Below are 18,913 nucleotides of genomic sequence, written 5' to 3'. Positions count from 1 at the left end.
GCCGGTGGCCGCCTCGGGGGTGCGGCCACCGGCGCGGGACCGGGCGGGTCAGCGGCCGCTGCTGACCAGGTGCCGGATGCGCGGAGCGGGATGCTCCAGCGTGGGCGGCTCGAACAGCGCGGGGTGCGGGAAGACGAGACCGTCCGCGCTCTGCGTGGCGGGTTCGCGGACCGCCGGGCCCGCGGCCAGGAGGAGGGACAGCAGGAGGCCCGCCGAGCGGCTGCTGAGGATCCGGGCCGCCTCCACCAGCCGGTGGCGCTGCGTCACCGGCAGCGACAGGGCCACGCATCCGGCCTGGCCCGCGATGCCGAGCGGCACCGCCACGCACACCGAGCTCGTGGAGTACTCCAGCAGGTCGAACTGCGCCGCCTGGGGTCCGGGCCCGTCGAGGGCACGGAACAGCGCGTGGTGGTCGGTGATGGTCCGCGACGTGAGCCGCACGGCCCTGCGGCGCGACAGGTGGTCCATGCGCCCCTCGAAATCGAGCTGGGCGAGCAGGCTCTTGCCGACGGCGCTGGCATGCGCCGAGGCCCGGAAGTCGACCCACTCGTGCACTTTGGGTGTGGTGGGCCCGTCCGCGTACTGGGAGATCTTCACCTCCCCGTCGGTGTAGCTGCTCACGTACACGGCCGCGCCGACGGCGTCCCGCAGTCCGGTCAGGGCCTGCTGGAGGACCTGCTGGGGCGCCTCGGCCTCGCGCCCGGACATCATGCGCAGGACCGGGCCGGCGGTGTAGCCGCCGTCGATCAGCGAGCTGGCCAGGCCCTGCTCGCACAGCCAGAGCAGCAGCCGCTCCAGGACCTGGTGGGGAAGGCTCGTCGCCCGGGAGATCTGCTCCGCGCTGATCGGGCGGTCCGCGTCCGCGATGGTGCCCAGCACGTCCAGGACCCGCAGCGCCGACTCCCAGCGCTCCACCGGGCGGGGCTCCTCGGGGACCTGCCGGGCCATGTCGGTCAGGGACGCGGGGCGCATCGGGGCCGGCGACCACAGCCTGCTCTGTCCCGGCGCGTTGGGCAGGCCGGCGGTGTGGCCGGCTTCCGGTGTCGTGCACCACTCCTGTCCGGGGTCGGGTTCCTCCTCCGAGGCCGTGGCGTCGTCGGCGCGCGCCTCGCCGGTGCCCGCGGCGGGGCCGGTCCCGTGGTGCGGCCGGTCCTCGCCCGCCCGCCGGGGTCCGGGCACGGGGCAACGGCCCGGTACGGTCGCGACGGGGGTGCCCGGGATGCCGATGGCGGCGCGGATCTCATCGACGAACTCCGGGTCCTGCACCGTCACCGGCCCGGCAGCGGCGGCTTCGTATCCGGGCCCCGCGGCCCTCTCCTCGAGCAGGACGCGGGCGTCGCCGTGTCCGAGCCGCGCCGCCTCCACCACCAGGAAGAGGACGTCCTCCCCGCCGTCGTCGCCGCACTGACGGTGCATCACGACACCGAGGCGGAAAAGCGCTCCGGGATGCTCCTGCTCGCCGGCCCTGCCGAGCCAGTCCGCCGCCGCGCTCAGTTCACCCCGGCGCAGCGCTTTGGATCCCAGCCGGTAGCAGGAGTTGGCGTGGGCCCGCTCCTCGCGCCAGACCTCTCCGTCCCCGGTCGGCGGTGCGCCCCAGTCCCCGCGGGGCCGGTCCCAGAAGTCCGGCGGGCCCTCCAGCCGCGACAGCAATTCGGTGAGCCCCGCTGGAACCGCCGGCTCCGGGCGCCTGCCGCGGTGGCCGTCGTACCTGCTCACATCACTCACCTGATTCCTTTTCCCCGCAACGCTGTGTGTTCCGCCATCCCCGGTGAATATGCCCACGGAGCTTGCGCTTCAGCTCCACAATGGCCCTGTGACGCTGCACCCGGAGCTGTTCCAGCGAGATCCCGAGCTCATCCGCGATCTCCGCGTCGGTGCGCCCACGGCTCTGCAGGTCCACGACGCGGCGGCGCTGGGTGTCGTCCATCTCCTCGATCGCGGCGATCACGACGTCCCGCAGCACATGACGGTCCTCGGCGAGCCGCGCCGCGCGCTGGGCCTTCAGCCGGTCCAGGACCTCGATCCCGACCAGCTGTACGCGGTCCTCGCGGAGCCGGTCGACGGCCAGGTTGCGGGCCGCCACCAGCAGATAGCCCATCAGGTTGGGACCCGGACCGATGTGCCGCTCCAGGCACTTGCGGGCGGTCCTCAGGAAGGCCTCCTGGGCGACATCCTGACACTGCATCAGCGACATGCCGGGAAAGCGCATGCGCAGGATGCGCGGCGCCTGGTCCAGATAGGCCGGGTAGATGTCCAGCAGCCTCTGCCCGACCCCGCCCTCCAGTCGCAGCGCGTCGCCGGACGATCCCTCGCCTACCACAGACCAGGCTCCTCGCGGCACGCTGCCGCCGGGTCCGGCCTCTCGGCCCACACGGTCAGCACACTGCCGTCCGCGGCCTCGTACCGGACGACCCACGCCGGCGCGCAGCCACACGGCCGGTGCCCCGGCACCCCGGTGCCGCCCGCTTCGGCGGGCTCGCCCGCCGGCGTACGGCGGGCCGACCGCCCGCGCGAACCGGGCGCCCAGGACCGGCGCCACACGGCGCCCAGCGCGTGGACCGCGCTCCATGCGGCCGGGACGTACCCGACCCACTCCCAGGACGACGTCATGCGAGGACTCCCGATCTTCCGTAGAGGGCGACGCTGAACGCGCCGTCACCCACTGACGCATCACGGGGGCCGGAAATTAACAGCGGATCAGTACAGTCCGCAACTGATCAAAAGTCAGGCGCCTTTGTTACGTGCCTTGTTCGGCCAGATGCGCATGCTGATCGGCCCAGTAGGCTTGGCCGTCGACCTTCCCCCCACCCCCCTGAGGAGATCACCGTGGCCCAGCCGACCGCGCCGTTCGTCCTTGACCCCGCCGGCGCCGACCGGCACACCGAGCACCGGCTGCTGCGCGCACAGGGGGTGGCGGCCCGCGTCGACATCCTCGGCGTCCAGGCGTGGTCCATCACCGATCCCACCCTGCTCAAGGAGTTGCTCACCAGCCCGGACGTGTCCAAGGACGCCCGCCGCCACTGGCCCGAGTTCGACGCCGTCGTTCCGACGTGGCCGCTCGCCCTGTGGGTCGCGGTGAACAACATGTTCACCGCCTTCGGCAAGGACCACCGACGGCTGCGCCGCATGGTCGCCCCCGCGTTCAGCGCCCGGCGCGTCGCCGCGCTGAAGACGACCGTCGACGACATCGTCACCCGCCTCCTCGACGGCCTGGCCGCCACCCCGCCCGGCGAGCCCGCGGACCTGCGCGAGGCCCTCGCCCACCCGCTGCCCATCGCGGTCATCGGCCATCTCATGGGCCTGCCCGACAGCGCGCACACGGACTTCCGCGCCCTCGTCGACAACGTCTTCGACACCACGCTCAGCTCCGACCAGGCCGCCGCGAACACCGCGCGGCTCTACGGCCTCCTGGGCGACCTCGTCGCCGCCAAGCGCAAGGAGCCCGGCGACGACATGACGTCCCTGCTCATCGCCGCGCGCGACGAGGACGGCGACGGGTCGGCACTGACCGAGGACGAACTGCGCGACACGCTCCTGCTCATGATCAGCGCCGGCTACGAGACCACGGTCAACGTCATCGACCAGGCCGTCACCGCGCTGCTCACCCACCCCGACCAGCTCGATCACGTCCGCGCGGGCCGCGTCGGCTGGAACGACGTCGTCGAGGAGACCCTGCGCCACGAGCCGGCCGTCAAGCACCTGCCCCTGCGCTTCGCCGTCGCCGACATCCCCCTGCCCGACGGCCGGACCATCGCCAGGGGCGAGGCGATCCTCGCCTCCTACGCCGCGGCCAACCGCCACCCCGACTGGCACGGCCCCGACGCCGATGAGTTCGACGTCACGCGGGTCGCCAAGGAGCACCTCTCCTTCGGCTACGGCGTCCACTTCTGCCTCGGCGCCCCGCTCGCCCGCCTCGAGGTCGTCGCCGCGCTCGAAGCACTCTTCAGCCGGTTCCCGCGGATCGAACTCGCGGTGGCCGCCGAAGAGCTCCGGCCCGGCCCCTCACTGATCAGCAACGGCCACCAGGAGCTTCCGGTCCTCCTCGGCCCCGCGGCCTGGTGACGGTTCCGGACCGCATTCCACGCCGATCGACAAGTGGTCTAGACCTACCGCACGGTATACGATAGGACGCTGTTGCGGGGGCAGAAGGCGGAACCCGCCCGCCCCCGCCGCACCAGGAGCGCACCGTCTTGCCCCAGCACATCCCGCACGCCGCCCACCCCGACCTGCAGGCCGACTGCGGGAACTGCTCCGGCCTCTGCTGCGTGGCACTGCCCTTCGCACGCTCGGCCGATTTCGCCGCGAACAAGGCCGCGGGCACCCCGTGCGGCAACCTCCAGGACGACTTCCGCTGCAGGATCCACGAGCGGCTGCGCGACAGCGGCTACAACGGCTGCACGGTCTTCGACTGCTTCGGAGCCGGCCAGAAGGTCTCCCAGGTCACCTTCAAGGGCCGCAGCTGGCGCGAGGAGCCCGCGTCGGCCCGCACGATGTACGAGGTCTTCCCGGTCATGCGGCAGCTGCACGAGCTGCTGCGCTACGCCGCCGAGGCGATGGACCTCACGGCGGCCCGGCCCGTCGCGAAGGACCTGCGACGCGCCTACGACCGTATCGACGCCCTGACCCGCGACAGCGCCGGGACCCTCCTCGCCGTGGACGTGCCGGCCCTGCGCGGCGAGGTCAACGAGCTGCTGCTGCGCGCCAGTGAGCTCGCCCGCGCCGAGGTGCCGGGCCGCAAGAAGAACCACCGCGGCGCCGACCTCATGGGAGCCCGCCTGCGGGGCGCCAAGCTGCGCGGCGCCAGCCTGCGCGGCGCCTATCTGATCGGCGCCGACCTCTCCGGCGCCGACCTGCGCACCGCCGACCTCATCGGCGCCGACCTGCGCGACGCGAACCTGTGCGGCGCCGACCTGACCGGCGCGCTGTTCCTCACCCAGCCCCAGCTCAACGCCGCCCGGGGCGACCGCACGACCAGGATCCCGGCGACCCTCCAGCGCCCGGACCACTGGGCGGCCTGATCCAGAGGAAGGCTCCGGACTGCCCCGTCAGACCCGTGGGCTGCTCAGCCCGTCTGTTCCGCACCCCTCCGGGTGGCCGCAGCGCCGTCGGTTTCACCTCTGCGGAGAGGCTCTCCGCCACGCTGGGCGAGGACCAGCCCCGCATCAGGCTCTCCGAGCCCGCGCTGCGCGCGCTCACCGCGCCGCTGGGCGTCACGACGGTCACCGTCGACCCGCAGTTCTCCGCGACGGCGCCGGCCAAGGGCCGTGGGAACCGTGCACGCGAGGAATCCCGGCGCGACCGGGACACGCAGCACATCGGCACCCTGCGGGTGATCGGTGCCGCTGCCGTTGTCGCGTGCCTGACCCTGCTGCGCGGCTGAGGGGGCCACCATGAAGGGAAGAGGGCCTGGGCCTGGACGTCTGCTCCGCCGGTGAGCCGGCCCTGGCCGTCAAAAGATCGTCATGCACGGCGACGCCAAGAGCCCGGACGACCTGGACTCCGGCGTCCGCCTCGGCGTCGGCCGTATCGTCGTCGACAGCACCTCCGGGATCGCCCGGCCGGCCGCCATCGTGCCCGCCCGCCATCGGCTCGACGACACGAGCCGCCGCGACACAGGCCCCTGAGGCCTACAGCAGCGCCTCGGCGACCACGGAGGCCGCTTCCGCGACCAGTCGGTTGTTGTGCTCGGCGTCCTCCTTGGTGCCGTTCGACATGATCGCGACGACGACGGGGGCGCCGTCACGGGGCCACACCACGGCGATGTCGTTGCGGATGCCGTAGGTGCTCCCTGCCCCGGTCCTGTCGCCGACCACCGAGTCCTTGGGCATGCCGGCCTTGATGAGCTCGGTGCCGGTGGTGCTGCTCCGCAGCCACTTCGTGAGCTGCGCGCGTTCGCCCTCGCCGAGGACGTCGCCGAGGACGTACGCCCGCAGGTCCGTGGCCAGGGCGCGCGGCGTGCTCGTGTCGCGCGTGGAGCCGGGGGACCATTCGTTCAGCTGCGTCTCGCGGCGCTCCATGCGGGTGACGTCGTCGCCGAGCTCCTCGAGTGCGGCGTCCAGGCCCCGGGGGCCGCCCAGTTGGTCGAAGAGCAGGTTGCCCGCGGTGTTGTCGCCGAGGCGGACGGCGGCGTCGCACAGTGCGCCGAGGCTCATCCCGGTCCCGACGTGCTGTTCGGTCACCGGGGAGTGGGCGACCAGATCGTCCCGGGAGTACGTGATCACCCGGTCCATCCCGCTCAGGGAGTACTTGCGCAGCACGGCTCCGGCGGCCAGTGCCTTGAACGTGGAGGCGTAGGCGAACCGCTCACCGTCGTTGTAGGCCACCTCGCGCCCGGTGCCGGTGTCGACCGCGTAGACACCCAGCCGTGCGTCGAACTTCCGCTCGAGCTCCGTGAAGTCGCGGTCGAACGACTTCACCGCCGTGCCCGGCCCCGTCGCCGCCGCGAGCGGGGACGACGAGGCCGACACGGCGGACGACGGGGAGGACGAGGCCGGGGATCCGCCGTGACCGCAGGCCGTCAGCGGGAGGACGGCAAGCGCGGCGAGGGCGCCAAGTACGGCGCGCCGGGCACGAGTACGCAGCATGGATCACACCTTATGCGCAGTCTCGTGCCGATCCGGGTCACCGGTCCTCTCGGCGGTTCGGCCTCAGGTCTGGCCGTTCTTGACGATCAGCGCGCGCAGCCCGTGCTGCAGGTATTCGCCGTACGAGACCGGCGGGTTGAGCTTCTTTCCGTCCATGCCCTCGGGCGCGAAGGGCTCGATCACGCTGTTGTGTCCCGCGTTGAGGAAGAAGGGCAGGGACAGCCGCTCCGCGTTGACGAACTTCACGCGGTGGTTCGGGGCCGGGAAGTAGTCGTTCGTGATGTGGCCCATGTAGGTGCCGCAGTTCACCAGGAAGTTCTCCTCGGACGTCGGCAGGTCCTGCCAGCCGTCCACCGTCTCGACCTGGAGGTTCTGCACCTGGGTCTGGTACAGCACGGTGATCATCGACACGTCCAGGTGGTCCTCGAAGCTCAGCTTCGTGCCGTCCGGGCCCGTCTTCACCGGCGGGTAGTCCTCCAGGTAGGGATAGCGGATCAGCGACACGGAGGAGAGCGTGTCGGCCTCCCCGAGCCCGGCGTCGAAGAAGTGCTCGGGCTTGCCCAGGGCCAGCGCGAGCCCGCGCATGATCCCCTTGGAGAGCCGGAACATCTCCTTGTAGTACTGCTCGCAGAAGGGCCGGAACCGCGGGTGCCGGTCCTCGTCCGGCCAGATGTTCACCTCGTGCATCGGCGTCTCCGACTTGATCATCGGATGGTCGTCGCCGAACAGCGGGTTGAGGTAGCAGAAGGACTCGACGGCCTTCTTCCCCTTGATCGCCTTGTAGTAGCCGTTGCGCACGTGCGGGTTGTTCTTGTTGTACGCGTTGATCGCGAGGTCGTGCTTCTCCTCGTCGGTCATGGTCCGGTGGAACTCGTTGACCACGTCCTGGAGCAGTTTCACGTCCACGCCGTGGTGGGACGCGTAGAAGAAGCCGGAGCCCCGGCACGCCTTGTTGATCTCCTGCGCGACGCGCGCCTTCCCGTTCGGGTCATCGCCGAAGAGCGGCGAGATGTCGATGGTCGGAACTTCCGCCGACGGCATCAGAACTGGCATGAGACCTCCATGGACTCGGCACCCAGCGCTGGCGCTGGTGGCTGGACATTGTCTGGACGCGGCGCGTGGCTCGGCCTGTTCACCAGGCATCCGACAGCGTCGCCGAGATCCGTTCACACATATCGGCGACCAGCCGCTCGTTGCGTACCCACGAATGGTGGGTCTCACCGCGCAGCGGATGGATCTCGATCGACTCGGCCGGCAGGAGGGTGTCCAGGCCGTTGTACGGCGACCGCTGGTAGAAGTCGAACAGCCGGCGCTGCTGGTCGTCGCGGACGATCTCGTTCGGCTCGCCCGCCTTGAACATCAGCAGGTTTCCGATGCCCGCGCCCAGGCCCTCCAGATCCGCCCGGCTCGGTACGTAGTGGTAGTTGATCGGATCGAGGATGTCCTCGACACCGGGGAGCCCGATGGCGGCCGACGCGTGCCGCATGTTGAAGTACGAGTCGATGAGGAGCAGGTTGTCGACCTTCTCGCCCGCGCGTGCCAGCTGCAGTGACACCTCCAGGGCGAGGACCCCTCCGAAGCTCCAGCCGAGGAAGCTGTACGGGCCGGACGGCTGCAGTTCCCGGATGTGGTCGAGGTAGTACCGGGCCAGGGCCTCGAACGACTCCATGGGCAAGTGCAGGTGCACGTTGTTGAACAGCACGAGCCGGTGTCCGGGCAGCCGTTGCGCGATGTTGCTCAGGTAGCTCTCGGCCCCGCCCTCGCCGGGCGGGAAGACGAAGAGCGTGTGCTCCGCGCTGTCCTCGTCGACGAGGATGTACGGCTCGAAGGCGTCCTCGGGTGCCGTCCGCGGGCCTGCCTGAGCGTGACGTGATCCGCCCGGCGCCACGGTCGACGTGTGCGCGACCAACCGCTCCAGCCACGCCTTCAGTTCGGTCGCGAACCGCCGGGTGGTGGCCTGGTCCAGGCGGCTGTCGACGACGGTGACGAGACGGCCGCCGGTGCACCTCATCGTCACGTCGACGCTGAACTGGTCCGCTCCCCGGTTACGGTCGGAGATGTTGCTGCCCGACATCGCCGAGTCGAGCTGCCAGCCGGCCGGCTGCTCCGGCGCCGCCGGCCCGCCCTCGTCGGACAACCGCCCCAGATAGTTGAAGCTGACCGGCGGAAGGGGCGCCCGCTCGCTGCCGTACCTGCCGAAGAGGGCACCGTAGCCCACTCCGTGGTGCGGCACCCGGCGGAAGGCCTCCTTCGTCCCGAGGATGCTGCGGCCGAGGTCCTGGTGGTCCACCTCGACGGCCAGCGGGTACATCGTCGTGAACCATCCGACGGTGTCCCGGACGTCGGGTGCTCCTTCGAACAGTTCGCGGCCGTGTCCTTCGACCGTGATGTGGTTCGTCGCCAGTCCGGTGATCGAGCGCAGCGCGCATCCGGTCGCCGTCAGCAGCAGGTCGTTCATGGTGGTGTCGTAGGCCCAGTGGCTTTCGGTGAGCAGCGCCCGGGTGTCCGACGGGCTCAGCGCGAACTCCTCGCGGTGCGTGGCCGCGCCGGGCGACCGGACCGACAGCTCGCCCGGGGCCGCCGATGCCATGCCCTCGGTGATCTCCGCCCACAGTCGCCGCTCGTCGTCGCCGGGGACGTACCGGCGAAGAGCCCTGGCCCACTGCCGGTAGCTGCTCGTCTTCTCCTCCAGCTCACCGTCGTGATACAGGATCTCGAGGTCCTGGGAGAGGACGTGCCAGCTGACGGTGTCGACGATCAGGTGGTGCATGGCGAACCAGACCCGCGCGGTGCCGTCGTCGAACCCGTGGAGGTACGCCGCGCAGGCGGTCGGGCCGTGTTCGAGGTCGAAACCGCTCTGCCACGCCATGAGCCGACGGCTGATCTCCTCGTCCGGCATGCCCGTCACGTCGAGTTCGTGCAGCTCGATGTCCGGGCGGCGGTCGCCGTAGGTCTGGGTGACTCCTGCGCCCTCGCCGTCGAACCCGGAGTACCGCAGGCTGAACGCGTCGTGGTGGCCGACGAGCTTCGTCATGGCCCGGCGCAGCTTCGCCAGGTCGAGCGGTGGGGTCCTGACGGCGAAGTTGTGGTTCCAGTGGCCCCGGTCCGCGAGCGGCTTCGCGAAGAACCACTCCTGGATGGGGAGCAGCGGGCAGTCGCCGCTCAGCGGGCCCTGCTCGGGCGCCTCACGACCGTCGTCCGCCGCCGTACCGTGCCCGCGCTCCGGTCCGGCCAGTACGTTGTCCGCCAGCTGCCGGACGGTGGGGAAGTCGAAGATGTCCTTGACGCCGACCTTGCGTTTGACCTCCCGCTGCACCTGGCTCGCCAGGTGCAGGGCGCTGATGCTGTCGCCGCCCGAGCGGAAGAAGTCGTCGTCGATGCCCACCGAGCCGCCGGGCAGCTGCGCACTCCACAGCTGGCACAGCCGGGCCTCGGTACGGCTGCGCGGAGCCGCGTAGGCCGCCCGCTTCGCCGCGAGGCCCACCTGGGGCAGGGCCTTGGTGTCGAGCTTCCCGTTGACGGTCATCGGCAGCGGCCCGTCGAGTCGCACCAGCAGCGACGGCACCATGCTGGGCATGAGCTTCGCACGCAGGGTGGTGAAGATCTCGTCCTCGTCGACGGGCGTGTGCGCCTCCGTCACGTAGTAGGCGACGAGCCGCTTGCTGTCCGGTGAGCGCTCGTCCGCCGCCGCGATGACGGCGCACTCCCGCACCTGCGGACAGGCGGCCAGGACCGCTTCCACCTCGCCGGGTTCGATGCGCAGGCCGTTGATCTTGACCTGCGCGTCGTTGCGTCCCATGTACTGGATCTCGCCGTCGCGGGTCCGCCGGACGAGGTCACCGGTGCGGTAGACGACCGCGCACCGGCCGTCACGGCGCTCGTCCTCGGTCCGGAACGGGTTCGGCAGGAACCGCTCCCGCGTGAGGTCCGGCCTGTTGAGGTACCCGTCCGTGACGCATTCCCCGGCTATGCAGAGCTCTCCGGCCGCTCCCGGGGGAAGCAGCCGCATCGAGTCGCCGAGCACGTACAGGCGGGTGTTGCCGAGCGGCCTGCCGAAGGTGTTGCGGTAGGGCTCACCGGGCTCGAAGCGGCGGCCCGTGTTGTAGACGGCCGTCTCCGTGGTCCCGTAGGCGTTGATGATCGGTCCGGAGTACTCGCGCCGGATCTTCTCGAAGTGGGGCTCGTTGAACGCCTCTCCGGCGACGAGCACACAGCGCAGATGCTCCAGGCGCGCGAGGTCGAACTGCTGGATCTGCGTCGGCGTACCGCTCAGATACGTCAGCCCGGCACGGTTCGCGTAGTCGTAGAAGCCGTCGTCGTGCGCGGGTGGGGCCGGCGGGACGATGAGCGTGTGGCCGGCCAGGATCGACAGCGCCATCTGCTCGACGGAGAAGTCGAAGACGTAGTTCGCGAGGAACAGGACCCCGTGCCGGGACTGGTCGGGGCTCCCGAAGTAGCGTCCGCGCAGCTGTTCCCGGAAGCTGTCCACGGCGCGGTGCGGGACGAGTACGGCCTTCGGTTTGCCGGTGGTGCCCGAGGTGTAGATCGCGTACGCCAGATCGGCAGCGGTCGCCGGAGTGACGGGGTTCTCGGCGGACCGGTAGCCCTTCGGGAGCCGGTCGATGTCCACCACGTGGAGTTCCGCCGCGCACGGCAGACGGCGCAGGCGCTCGCCATGGGTCCGGTTGGCCACCACGAGCCGGGCCCGCGTGTCCTCCAGCATGAACGCGACCCGCTCGTCGGGATAGCCCGGGTCGATCGGCACGTACGCCGCCCCGGCCTTCCACACCGCGAGGATCGCGATGATCACCTGCTCGCTCTTGTCCAGCACCAGGCCGACCAGGTCACTCGGCCGCAGCTGGACGACGGACCTCAGGTAGTGCGCCAGCCGGTTGGCCCGCTCGTTGAGTTCGCGGTACGTCAGCCGTGTGTCGCCGTGGACCACCGCGATCTCGTCCGGCCAGGTCCCGGCCATCTCCTCGAACACCGCATGCAGGGTGCGCGCGGGACCGGCCGGCGCCTCCTCGTTCCCGGCGTCGGCCAGCAGCTCCGCCTCGCCCGCCGCGTCGAGGCGCGAGACGTCCGCGAGCCGGGCCCCGTCCCCGAGCGGGGCGAGGCGTGCGAACTCGGTCAGGACGTGCCGGAACGTGGCGACGAAACCGTCCACGCTCGCGTCCTCGAAGAGCGAGGCGGCGAAGGTCAGGTTCCCCGCGAGGCCCTCCGGGGTCTCGGTCAGCGTCGCCGACAGGTCGAACTTGGTGGCCGTCCAGCCCCCGGCGTCCGGCTTGTACTCCAGGGCGCGGAGGGGGCCGTCCGTCACGTTCTGCAGGGTGAAGTTGATCTGGAGGACGGGGTGGCGGCTCGGGTCCTTGTCCGGGTCCAGCTCCTTGACGAGCTGCTCGAACGGCAGCTCCCCGTTCACCTGCGCCGCCACGACGCCCTCGCCGACCGACCGTACGTAGTCGAGCAGGCGCGCGTCCGCGTCGACGCCGACGCGCAGCGCGAGCAGGTTCGCGAAGAAGCCGACCGTGCGGTCGAACTCGGGGCGGCCGCGGTTGGCGGAGGGGGTGCCGACGACGAAGTCGTCCTGGCCCGTGTACGCGTTGAGCATCAGGCACCACGCGCCGAGCAGCACGCTGTACAGGCTCACCCGGGCCGACTGGGCGAGGCCCCGCAGCGCCTCGCTGGTGGCCCTGTCGACGGCGAACTCGACCTCGCGGCCCCGGTGGTCGAAGCGCGGCGGACGCGGGTGGTCCAGCGGCAGCCGTACGGTCTCGAAGCCCGCCAGCGCCTTGGTCCAGTACGCGGTCAGCGCCTCCACGCGCCGCCCGGTCAGGTACTGGCGCTGCCACACGGCGAAGTCGGCGTACGTGGCGCGGACGGGCGCGAGCTCCGACTCGTCCGCGCCCCGCAGCAGGGCCGCCAGCTCCTCGCGGAACACGTTCCACGACCAGCCGTCGAAGCACGTGTGGTGCAGGACGAGGCTGAGGTAGACGGTTCCGGGAGCCTCGGCGAGCGTCAACAGGGCGGCCTGGAAGGGGAGTTCCTCGTCCAACCGGAAGACGTGACCGGCGTGCTCCACGAGCCGTGCGTCCAGCTCGGTGACGTCGTCCACCACGTGCTCGCCGACGCCGAACATCGCCGAGGCGTCGTCCTCGGGGACCACGTACGGCCGCCGGACCCCGTCCTCGCCCATGCCGAGCAGGGTGCGCAGCGCCGCGTGGCGGCGCAGCAGCGTACGCAGGGCCCGGTCGAGCGTTTCGCGCGAGACGGACTCGTCGGTCTCCAGGCGCAGGACGAAGGGGATGTTGTAGGCGGCGGTGCCGCCCTCGAACTCGTCGATGAACAGCAGACGCTCCTGCGCGAGCGACACGAGTGACTCGCCCGAGACGCGTCCGGCCGCCGCCTCGATGTGCTCGTCGTCCGCGTGTGCGGCCGCCTGCTGGATGTGCTTCGCCTGTGCCCCGAGGGTCGTGTGCTGGAGCACGGTCGCGACGCCGAGGCCGCGGCCGAAGCTGGTGGTGATGGCCTGCGCGAGCGCCATCGCGCGGATGCTGTCGCCACCGAGTGCGAAGAAGTCGTCGTGCACACCGATGCGGTCCGGGGCCACGCCGAGCACCGTGGACCAGATACCGCACAGCTTGACTTCGACGTCGTTCGCGGGGGCGACGTAATCGGTGCTGTCGCCCGCCCCGAAGTCCGTCTCCGGGAGCCGTTTCGTGTCCAGCTTTCCGCTCGGTGTCACCGGGATGTCCGTGATCCGCAGGATGCGGGCGGGCACGATGGCCTCGGGCAGCTTCTCCCGCATCCGGTGCTTCACGTCCTGCTCGTCGAGGTCGCGGTCGCAGACGTAGAACCCGACGAGGTACTTCTGGGACACCGCGGACGCCGTCGAGCGGTGCTCGCGGGCGATCACCAGGGACCGGGTCACGCCGGGGTACGACGACAGGGCCGCCTCGACCTCGCCGAGTTCGACGCGCTGTCCGCGGATCTTGACCTGGAGGTCGGTACGGCCGAGGCACTCCAGCTCTCCGTTCGGCAGCCACCGGACCAGGTCGCCGGTCTTGTAGACGCGCGCGTTCTGCCCTGCCTCGCGCTCCTCGGGCGTCTGGAACGGGTTGTCCAGGAACCGGTCCGCCGTCAGCTCGTCCCGGTTGAGGTAGCCCCGTGCGACGCCGACACCGCCGATGTAGAGCTCGCCCATGCCGCCGACCGGGACCCGCTTCATCGACTTGTTGAGCACGTAGCAGGCGGTGTTCGCGACCGGGTGGCCGATGCTCTTGGTGGCGCGCCGCTCGTCCACCCCGTACAGCCGCTTGTGGCTGGTGATCGAGATCTCGGTCGGGCCGTACCCGTTGATGATGGTGCGCTTGAACGTGCCCCGGATCTTGTTGAACACCGGCTCGGTGAAGTCCTCGCCGATCGCGTCGATGCGGGTCAGGGAGGGGGTCGTCGAGTAGTCGTACAGCGAGAGCACCGACGGCGTTCCGGAGAGGTAGGTGGCCTGCTCGTCGTTGATGTACCGGTAGAGCCGCTCGGCGTCCGTGCGCATGGTGTCGTCGAGGACCACCAGCTTCTGGCCGTTGAGCAGGGCGTCGGTCATCTGCTCGTAGAAGTGGTCGAAGACGTAGTTCGAGAAGGACAGCAGGGCCTCGTCGCGCCTGCTCTTCTCCAGGCCGAACAGCTTCGCCATGGAGACCTGGAGGTTGACCACGCCCTGGTGCTCGACGAGGACCGCCTTGGGCCGGCCGGTGGTGCCGGAGGTGTAGATGGCGTACGCCAGGTCGGTGCTGGTGACGTCGGTGACCGGGTCGTGCGCGGGCTGCTCGTCCAGCGGCAGTCGCTCGATGTCGAGGACCGGCAGGTCCGCGAGGCCGCGCAGCCGCTCGCCGTGGGCCTCGCCCGTGAGGACGAGTCGTGCGTTCGTGTCCTGCCACATGAACGCGATGCGGTCGTCGGGGTAGGCCGGGTCGATCGGCACGTGCGCCGCGCCGGTCTTCCACACCGCCAGGATCGCGGTGATCATCAGCTCGCTCTTGTCCACCACGAGGGCGACCAGGTCGTTCGGCCTCAGTTCGGCGACCGAGCGCAGGTGGTGGGCCAACTGGTTCGCGCGCTCGTTGAGCTGGCGGTACGTCAGGCGGATGTCGCGGTACACCACCGCGATCTCGTCCGGCCAGGCCGCCGCCATCTCCTCGAAGATCCCGTGCAGCGTCCTGTCGGCCGGGAACGCGGTCTCCGTACGGTTCCACGCGTCGTAGGTCTCGATCATCGCCGGCGACACGAACTCCAGGTCGTCGACGGGCCGCGCGACGTCCTCGGCCACCTGGGAGAACAGTGTGCGGGTCGTGTCGAGCAGGGTGTCGATCGTGCTGTCCTCGAACAGTTCGCCCGCGTACCACAGGGTGACGGTCAGCTCGTCGCCCTCCTCGCGTGCCACGACGGCCAGCGGGTAGTCGACCTTGTCGGCGTCGTACCCCTTCTCGAAGCGCAGGAGCGCGTCGTGCTCCAGCTCCTCGTCCTCGGCGAGCAGGCGCGGGTAGTTCTCCAGGACCAGGAGGGTGTCGAACAGGCGCCGCTTCATGCCGCCGGTCTGGAGCCGGCCGAGCTCCACGACGCTCCTGCTGTTCATCGTGTTCACAGCGGACTGGATCTCGGTGATGGCCGCGCCCACGCTCTTGGCGGCCTGGTCGTCGTGGTCGACGATCAGGGGCAGCGAGTTGATGAACAGGCCGACCGAGTTCTCGATGCCGTCGATGTGGGGGTCCCGGCCGGAGACGATCGTCCCCACCACCGTGGTGTTCCCGCCGCCCATGGCGTACAGGACCTTGTGCCACACGAACTGCAGCACCGAGTGGAGGGTCACGGAGCCCTCGGCGCACACCGCCTTGAGCGCGTTCGTCAGCTCCGCGCCGAGACCGAGCTTCTTGGTGCGGTGCTCGCGGATGTGGTCGTAGTCGCTCAGCGCGACCTGGTAGCGGATGTCCTCCTTGACGAGACCGCCGAAGTCGCCGCGCTCGTCGACGCGTTCGATCTGGCGTGTCCAGTACTCCACGTGGTCGTCCCGGTGCGCCTCCCAGTGGCGCTGCGCGGCCACGTACGCGCGGTCCGTCTCCGGCTCGATCGTGCCGCCCTGGACGAGTCGCAGGTACATGCGGTGCACGTCGTCGTGCAGGACCGGGAAGCTCCAGCCGTCCAGGATGAGGTGGTGGCAGCTGAAGATCAGCGAGTACAGGTCCTCGCGCTGCCGGACCAGGTAGACGCGGAACATCCGGCCGGCCGCGGGCTCGTAGGGCTCGGTACGGTCCCGCTCCTGCAGCTCCTTGATCCGCGCGTCCTGCTCGGCGGGGTCCGCCACGCCGCTCAGGTCGACGTACCGCCAGTCGAAGGGCTTGTCGTCGTGGTCGATGATCTGCAGCGGTTCCTCGGCCCACTCGAAGCGCAGCCGGAGCGCGGGGTACTTGCGCCGGGCGTGCTGCCACGCCTCCCGCATCAGCTCGGGGCTGATGGCGCACCGGTAGCGGTGCACCGACTGCATCACATAGGCGTCGTCGCCGTTCCTGCTCTTCAACGCGTGGTAGAGCAGGCCTTGTTGGAGACCATTGGCGCGCAGCGTGAGGGGTTCGCCCCCGGCCGCGACGTCCTCGGTGACCGGCGGCTGCCCGGTCTCCGGCTCGCTGCGCCGCTGCTGGTCGAGGTGGTGGGCCAGCCCGCCCAGTGTCCTGAGTGTGAACACGTCCTCGACGCCGACCGCGACGCCCAGCCTCTGCCGTACGCGCGCGATCAGGAGGATGCAGGAGATGCTCTGGCCGCCGAGCCGGAAGAAGTCGTCCCGGTCGCCGATCCGTTCGGCCGGGAGGCCGAGGACCTCGCTCCAGATCCCGCGCAGCGCGTCGGTCGTACCGCCGGACGTGCTCGCCTGCGCAGCGGCGGGCGCGGCGCGGACGATGTCCACGTCGGGCAGCGCACGCCAGTCCACCTTGCCGTTGACGTTGACCGGAATGCTGCTGAGACGGACCATCCGGGCCGGGACCATGATCCGTATCAGTCGCTGCTCCAGGAACCCGAGCAGCTCGTCCTCGGTCACCTCCGCCCCGGGCTCGGTCAGGTAGTACCCGACCAGATGACGGTCGCCCGCGCCGTTCGCGCCTTCGCGGGCCACGACGACGCACTTGCGCACACCCGGGAACTCGGTCGCCTGCGCCTCGATCTCGCCGGGCTCCACGCGTACGCCGTTGAGCTTCAGCTGGAAGTCGCTGCGGCCCATGAACTCGACTTCCCCGGAGGGCAGTACGCGGGCCAGATCACCCGTCTTGTAGATGCGGGCGTTCTGCCCACGCATCCGGTCCTGCTCCGACTGGAACGGGTTGGCCGTGAACCGCTCGGCGGTGAGGTCGTCGCGGTTGAGGTAGCCGGGGGCGACGCCGTTGCCCCCGATGTAGAGCTCGCCGATGGCGCCGATCGGCAGCTGCTTGAGGTTCTGGCTCAGGACGTACCACTTGACGTTCCGCACCGGCCGGCCGATGCTTCGGTCCCTGCGCTCGGTCACCCCGGGGGCGAACTCCTTGACGGCGGTGACGAAGGCGGCTTCGGTGAAGGCGTACTCGTTGACGATGCGCCCGGAGAACCGCTCACGCAGCTGGCGCAGCCCGGCCGCCGTCAGCTCCTCGCCGACCAGCAGCAGTTTCCTGAGGCTCGTGCAGCGGCGCAGGTCGAAATGCTGGAGGACTGATCCCGTGGCGTTGAGGTACGTGACGCCGTGCCGCTCGATGTACTCGGGAAAGCGGTCCGGGTCGAGCCTGACCTCTTCGGGGACGATCACCAGGGTCTGCTCGTTGATGAGCGCGATCAGGGTCTGGCGCAGATGCGGTTCGAAGACGTACGACGCGAAGAGCGCGACCCGCTCCTGTCCGGGCCGCCGCATGTCGTAGCGTTCGGACAGGTCGGTGATGCTGTTGACCACGCTGTCGTGGTACTTGGGGACGCCCTTGGGCACACCCGTGGTGCCGGAGGTGTACGTGAGGTAGGCGAGGTCCTGGCTTTCCAGGGACAGTCGCGGGTTCTCCCGCACCGCGCTTCCGGCGCCGGCCTGCCGCTCGAGTACGGTCTCGACCTCGACGAGGCGCACATCGGTGTGCGACGGACCGAGCAGCTCCCTCAGGCGCGCGGAGTGGTGGCGGTTCGTCACGATGACGGAGAGCCCGGTGTCGGCGACGGCGAAGCGTACGCGCTCGGCCGGGTAGGCGGGGTCGATGGGCACGTAGGCGGCGCCGGCCTTCCAGATGCCCAGCGTCGCCGCGACGCCCAGGTCGCTCTTGTCGAGGTAGAGCCCGATCAGCTCCTGGCGGCGCACGCCCACCTCGGGGCCGATCAGCCAGTGCGCCACCTGGTTGGAGCGCTCATTGACCTCGCGGTAGGTCAGCCGGGTGTCGCCGAAGACGACGGCCTCGCGGTCCGGCGAGCGCCGTACGGCGTCCTCGACCAGCTCGTTGAGGCGCTTGCCCACGGGGAAGTCCCCGTCGGTGGCGTTCCACTTGTGCAGTTGCTCCCGCTGCGCCTCCGAGACCAGCTCGATCTCCGCGACCCGCTGTCCGGGCCGGCCGACGAACTGGCCGAGCACCTCGCGCACGACGTCGAGCACGCCGGCGATCGTCTTGTCCTCGAACAGGTCCTCGGCGTAGCACATCGTCCACCGCAGGCACCCGTCCGCCTCGTCGTCCCGCACGATCAGGGCGAGCGGGGTCGACGGCAGTTCTGCCAGGGCCGGTTCGCGATCGGCGAGCACGAGCAGAGCGTCGAACAGGCCCCGCTGAAGGACCTCGTCGACGCGCACGTACGCGTCCTTGCGGCGCAGCGACGCGTCGAGCTCCCGCACCGCCGCGCGACAGGTCAGCGCCGCCTGCTCGTCGTGGTCGACGACGACCGGCAGGACGCGGGCACGCCGCACCTCGGCCACTCCCACGGTGTCGACGAGCGCGGCGACCGTCCGGCTTCCGTGGCCGTAGGCGCGGATGACGCTGTGCAGCGCGGCGAGGGCGAACGCACCGATCGACACCTCGCTGTCGTCGCGCAGCGACTCCTTCAGCGTGGTGTAGTCCTGCCCGCCGATAATCAATTCCTGGTGCTTCGTCGCCCGAATTCCAGGATCGTCGTCCCGTACCGCGATCTTGTTGCGCCACTCGTCCTTGAGGAGCATTTCCAGATCGCAGCGCTCGCTCGATACGCCATCAATGCGGGCGGACCAGTCCGCGGCTGTCGTCGGGTACCGTGCTGACATCATACGTAGGCTCTCCGTGGCTCTCCGTCGTGCCGGGATATGAACGCGGGCT

At 70.4% G+C, this 18,913-nt stretch carries 9 protein-coding genes and 1 pseudogene; 4 read left to right on the top strand and 6 right to left on the bottom strand.

The window, feature by feature from the left end; translation table 11 throughout:
* Positions 1-48: 48 nt before the first annotated feature.
* From ABT342_RS27085 to ABT342_RS27075, 3 genes are read right to left on the bottom strand one after another with little or no spacing between them, the layout of a single operon-like run.
* Positions 49-1,716 (bottom strand): IclR family transcriptional regulator domain-containing protein, encoded by a 1,668-nt coding sequence (locus ABT342_RS27085; protein WP_351579126.1) that lies wholly within the window; start codon positions 1,714-1,716, stop codon positions 49-51.
* Between the two features lies 1 nt (position 1,717).
* Positions 1,718-2,320, bottom strand: coding sequence for an RNA polymerase sigma factor (locus ABT342_RS27080; RefSeq protein ID WP_351579123.1), 603 nt, complete (start codon positions 2,318-2,320; stop codon positions 1,718-1,720).
* Complete coding sequence (locus ABT342_RS27075; RefSeq protein WP_351579120.1) at positions 2,314-2,610, bottom strand: hypothetical protein; 297 nt, start codon at positions 2,608-2,610, stop codon at positions 2,314-2,316. The genes ABT342_RS27080 and ABT342_RS27075 overlap by 7 nt, the downstream gene beginning before the upstream one ends.
* Before the next feature lie 216 nt (positions 2,611-2,826).
* Here ABT342_RS27075 and ABT342_RS27070 point away from each other — a divergent pair, with 216 nt between their 5' ends.
* The 4 genes and pseudogenes from ABT342_RS27070 to ABT342_RS27055 all read left to right on the top strand — a co-directional run.
* Positions 2,827-4,062, top strand: a complete 1,236-nt coding sequence (locus ABT342_RS27070) for a cytochrome P450 family protein (protein ID WP_351579117.1) — start codon at positions 2,827-2,829, stop codon at positions 4,060-4,062.
* A gap of 128 nt (positions 4,063-4,190) precedes the next feature.
* On the top strand, positions 4,191-5,018 hold the full coding sequence (locus ABT342_RS27065) for a pentapeptide repeat-containing protein (protein WP_351579114.1): 828 nt from the start codon (positions 4,191-4,193) through the stop codon (positions 5,016-5,018).
* A 35-nt stretch (positions 5,019-5,053) separates the two neighbouring features.
* A complete protein-coding gene (locus ABT342_RS27060; protein ID WP_502965624.1) occupies positions 5,054-5,380 on the top strand; it encodes an SAV_915 family protein in 327 nt (108 codons plus the stop codon).
* Positions 5,381-5,397: 17 nt separating this feature from the next.
* Positions 5,398-5,588, top strand: a pseudogene (locus tag ABT342_RS27055) (diaminopimelate decarboxylase); the annotation flags it as partial.
* A 39-nt stretch (positions 5,589-5,627) separates the two neighbouring features.
* Here the strand turns inward: ABT342_RS27055 and bla are convergent.
* From bla to ABT342_RS27040, 3 genes are all read right to left on the bottom strand, one after another.
* A complete protein-coding gene (gene bla / locus ABT342_RS27050; protein WP_502965626.1) occupies positions 5,628-6,581 on the bottom strand; it encodes a class A beta-lactamase in 954 nt (317 codons plus the stop codon).
* 66 nt (positions 6,582-6,647) lie between these two features.
* Complete coding sequence (locus ABT342_RS27045; protein WP_351579107.1) at positions 6,648-7,637, bottom strand: 2OG-Fe(II) oxygenase family protein; 990 nt, start codon at positions 7,635-7,637, stop codon at positions 6,648-6,650.
* Between the two features lie 79 nt (positions 7,638-7,716).
* Positions 7,717-18,864: a non-ribosomal peptide synthetase gene (locus ABT342_RS27040; RefSeq protein WP_351579103.1), complete on the bottom strand. Its 11,148-nt coding sequence runs from the start codon at positions 18,862-18,864 to the stop codon at positions 7,717-7,719.
* Between the last annotated feature and the right edge of the window lie 49 nt (positions 18,865-18,913).

It is taken from the genome of Streptomyces sp. NPDC000410, from assembly GCF_040300305.1.
Lineage (GTDB): Bacteria > Actinomycetota > Actinomycetes > Streptomycetales > Streptomycetaceae > Streptomyces.
Note: the sequence above shows the minus strand (reverse complement) of the source record. Positions and strands in the feature narration are given on the sequence as shown.

What these genes read in the sequence shown, in the direction of transcription:
- ABT342_RS27075 (WP_351579120.1), bottom strand. Translation starts at nt 2,610, where the DNA reads ATGACGTCGTCCTGGGAGTGGGTCGGGTACGTCCCGGCCGCATGGAGC.
- ABT342_RS27045 (WP_351579107.1), bottom strand. Translation starts at nt 7,637, where the DNA reads ATGCCAGTTCTGATGCCGTCGGCGGAAGTTCCGACCATCGACATCTCG.
- ABT342_RS27040 (WP_351579103.1), bottom strand. Translation starts at nt 18,864, where the DNA reads ATGATGTCAGCACGGTACCCGACGACAGCCGCGGACTGGTCCGCCCGC.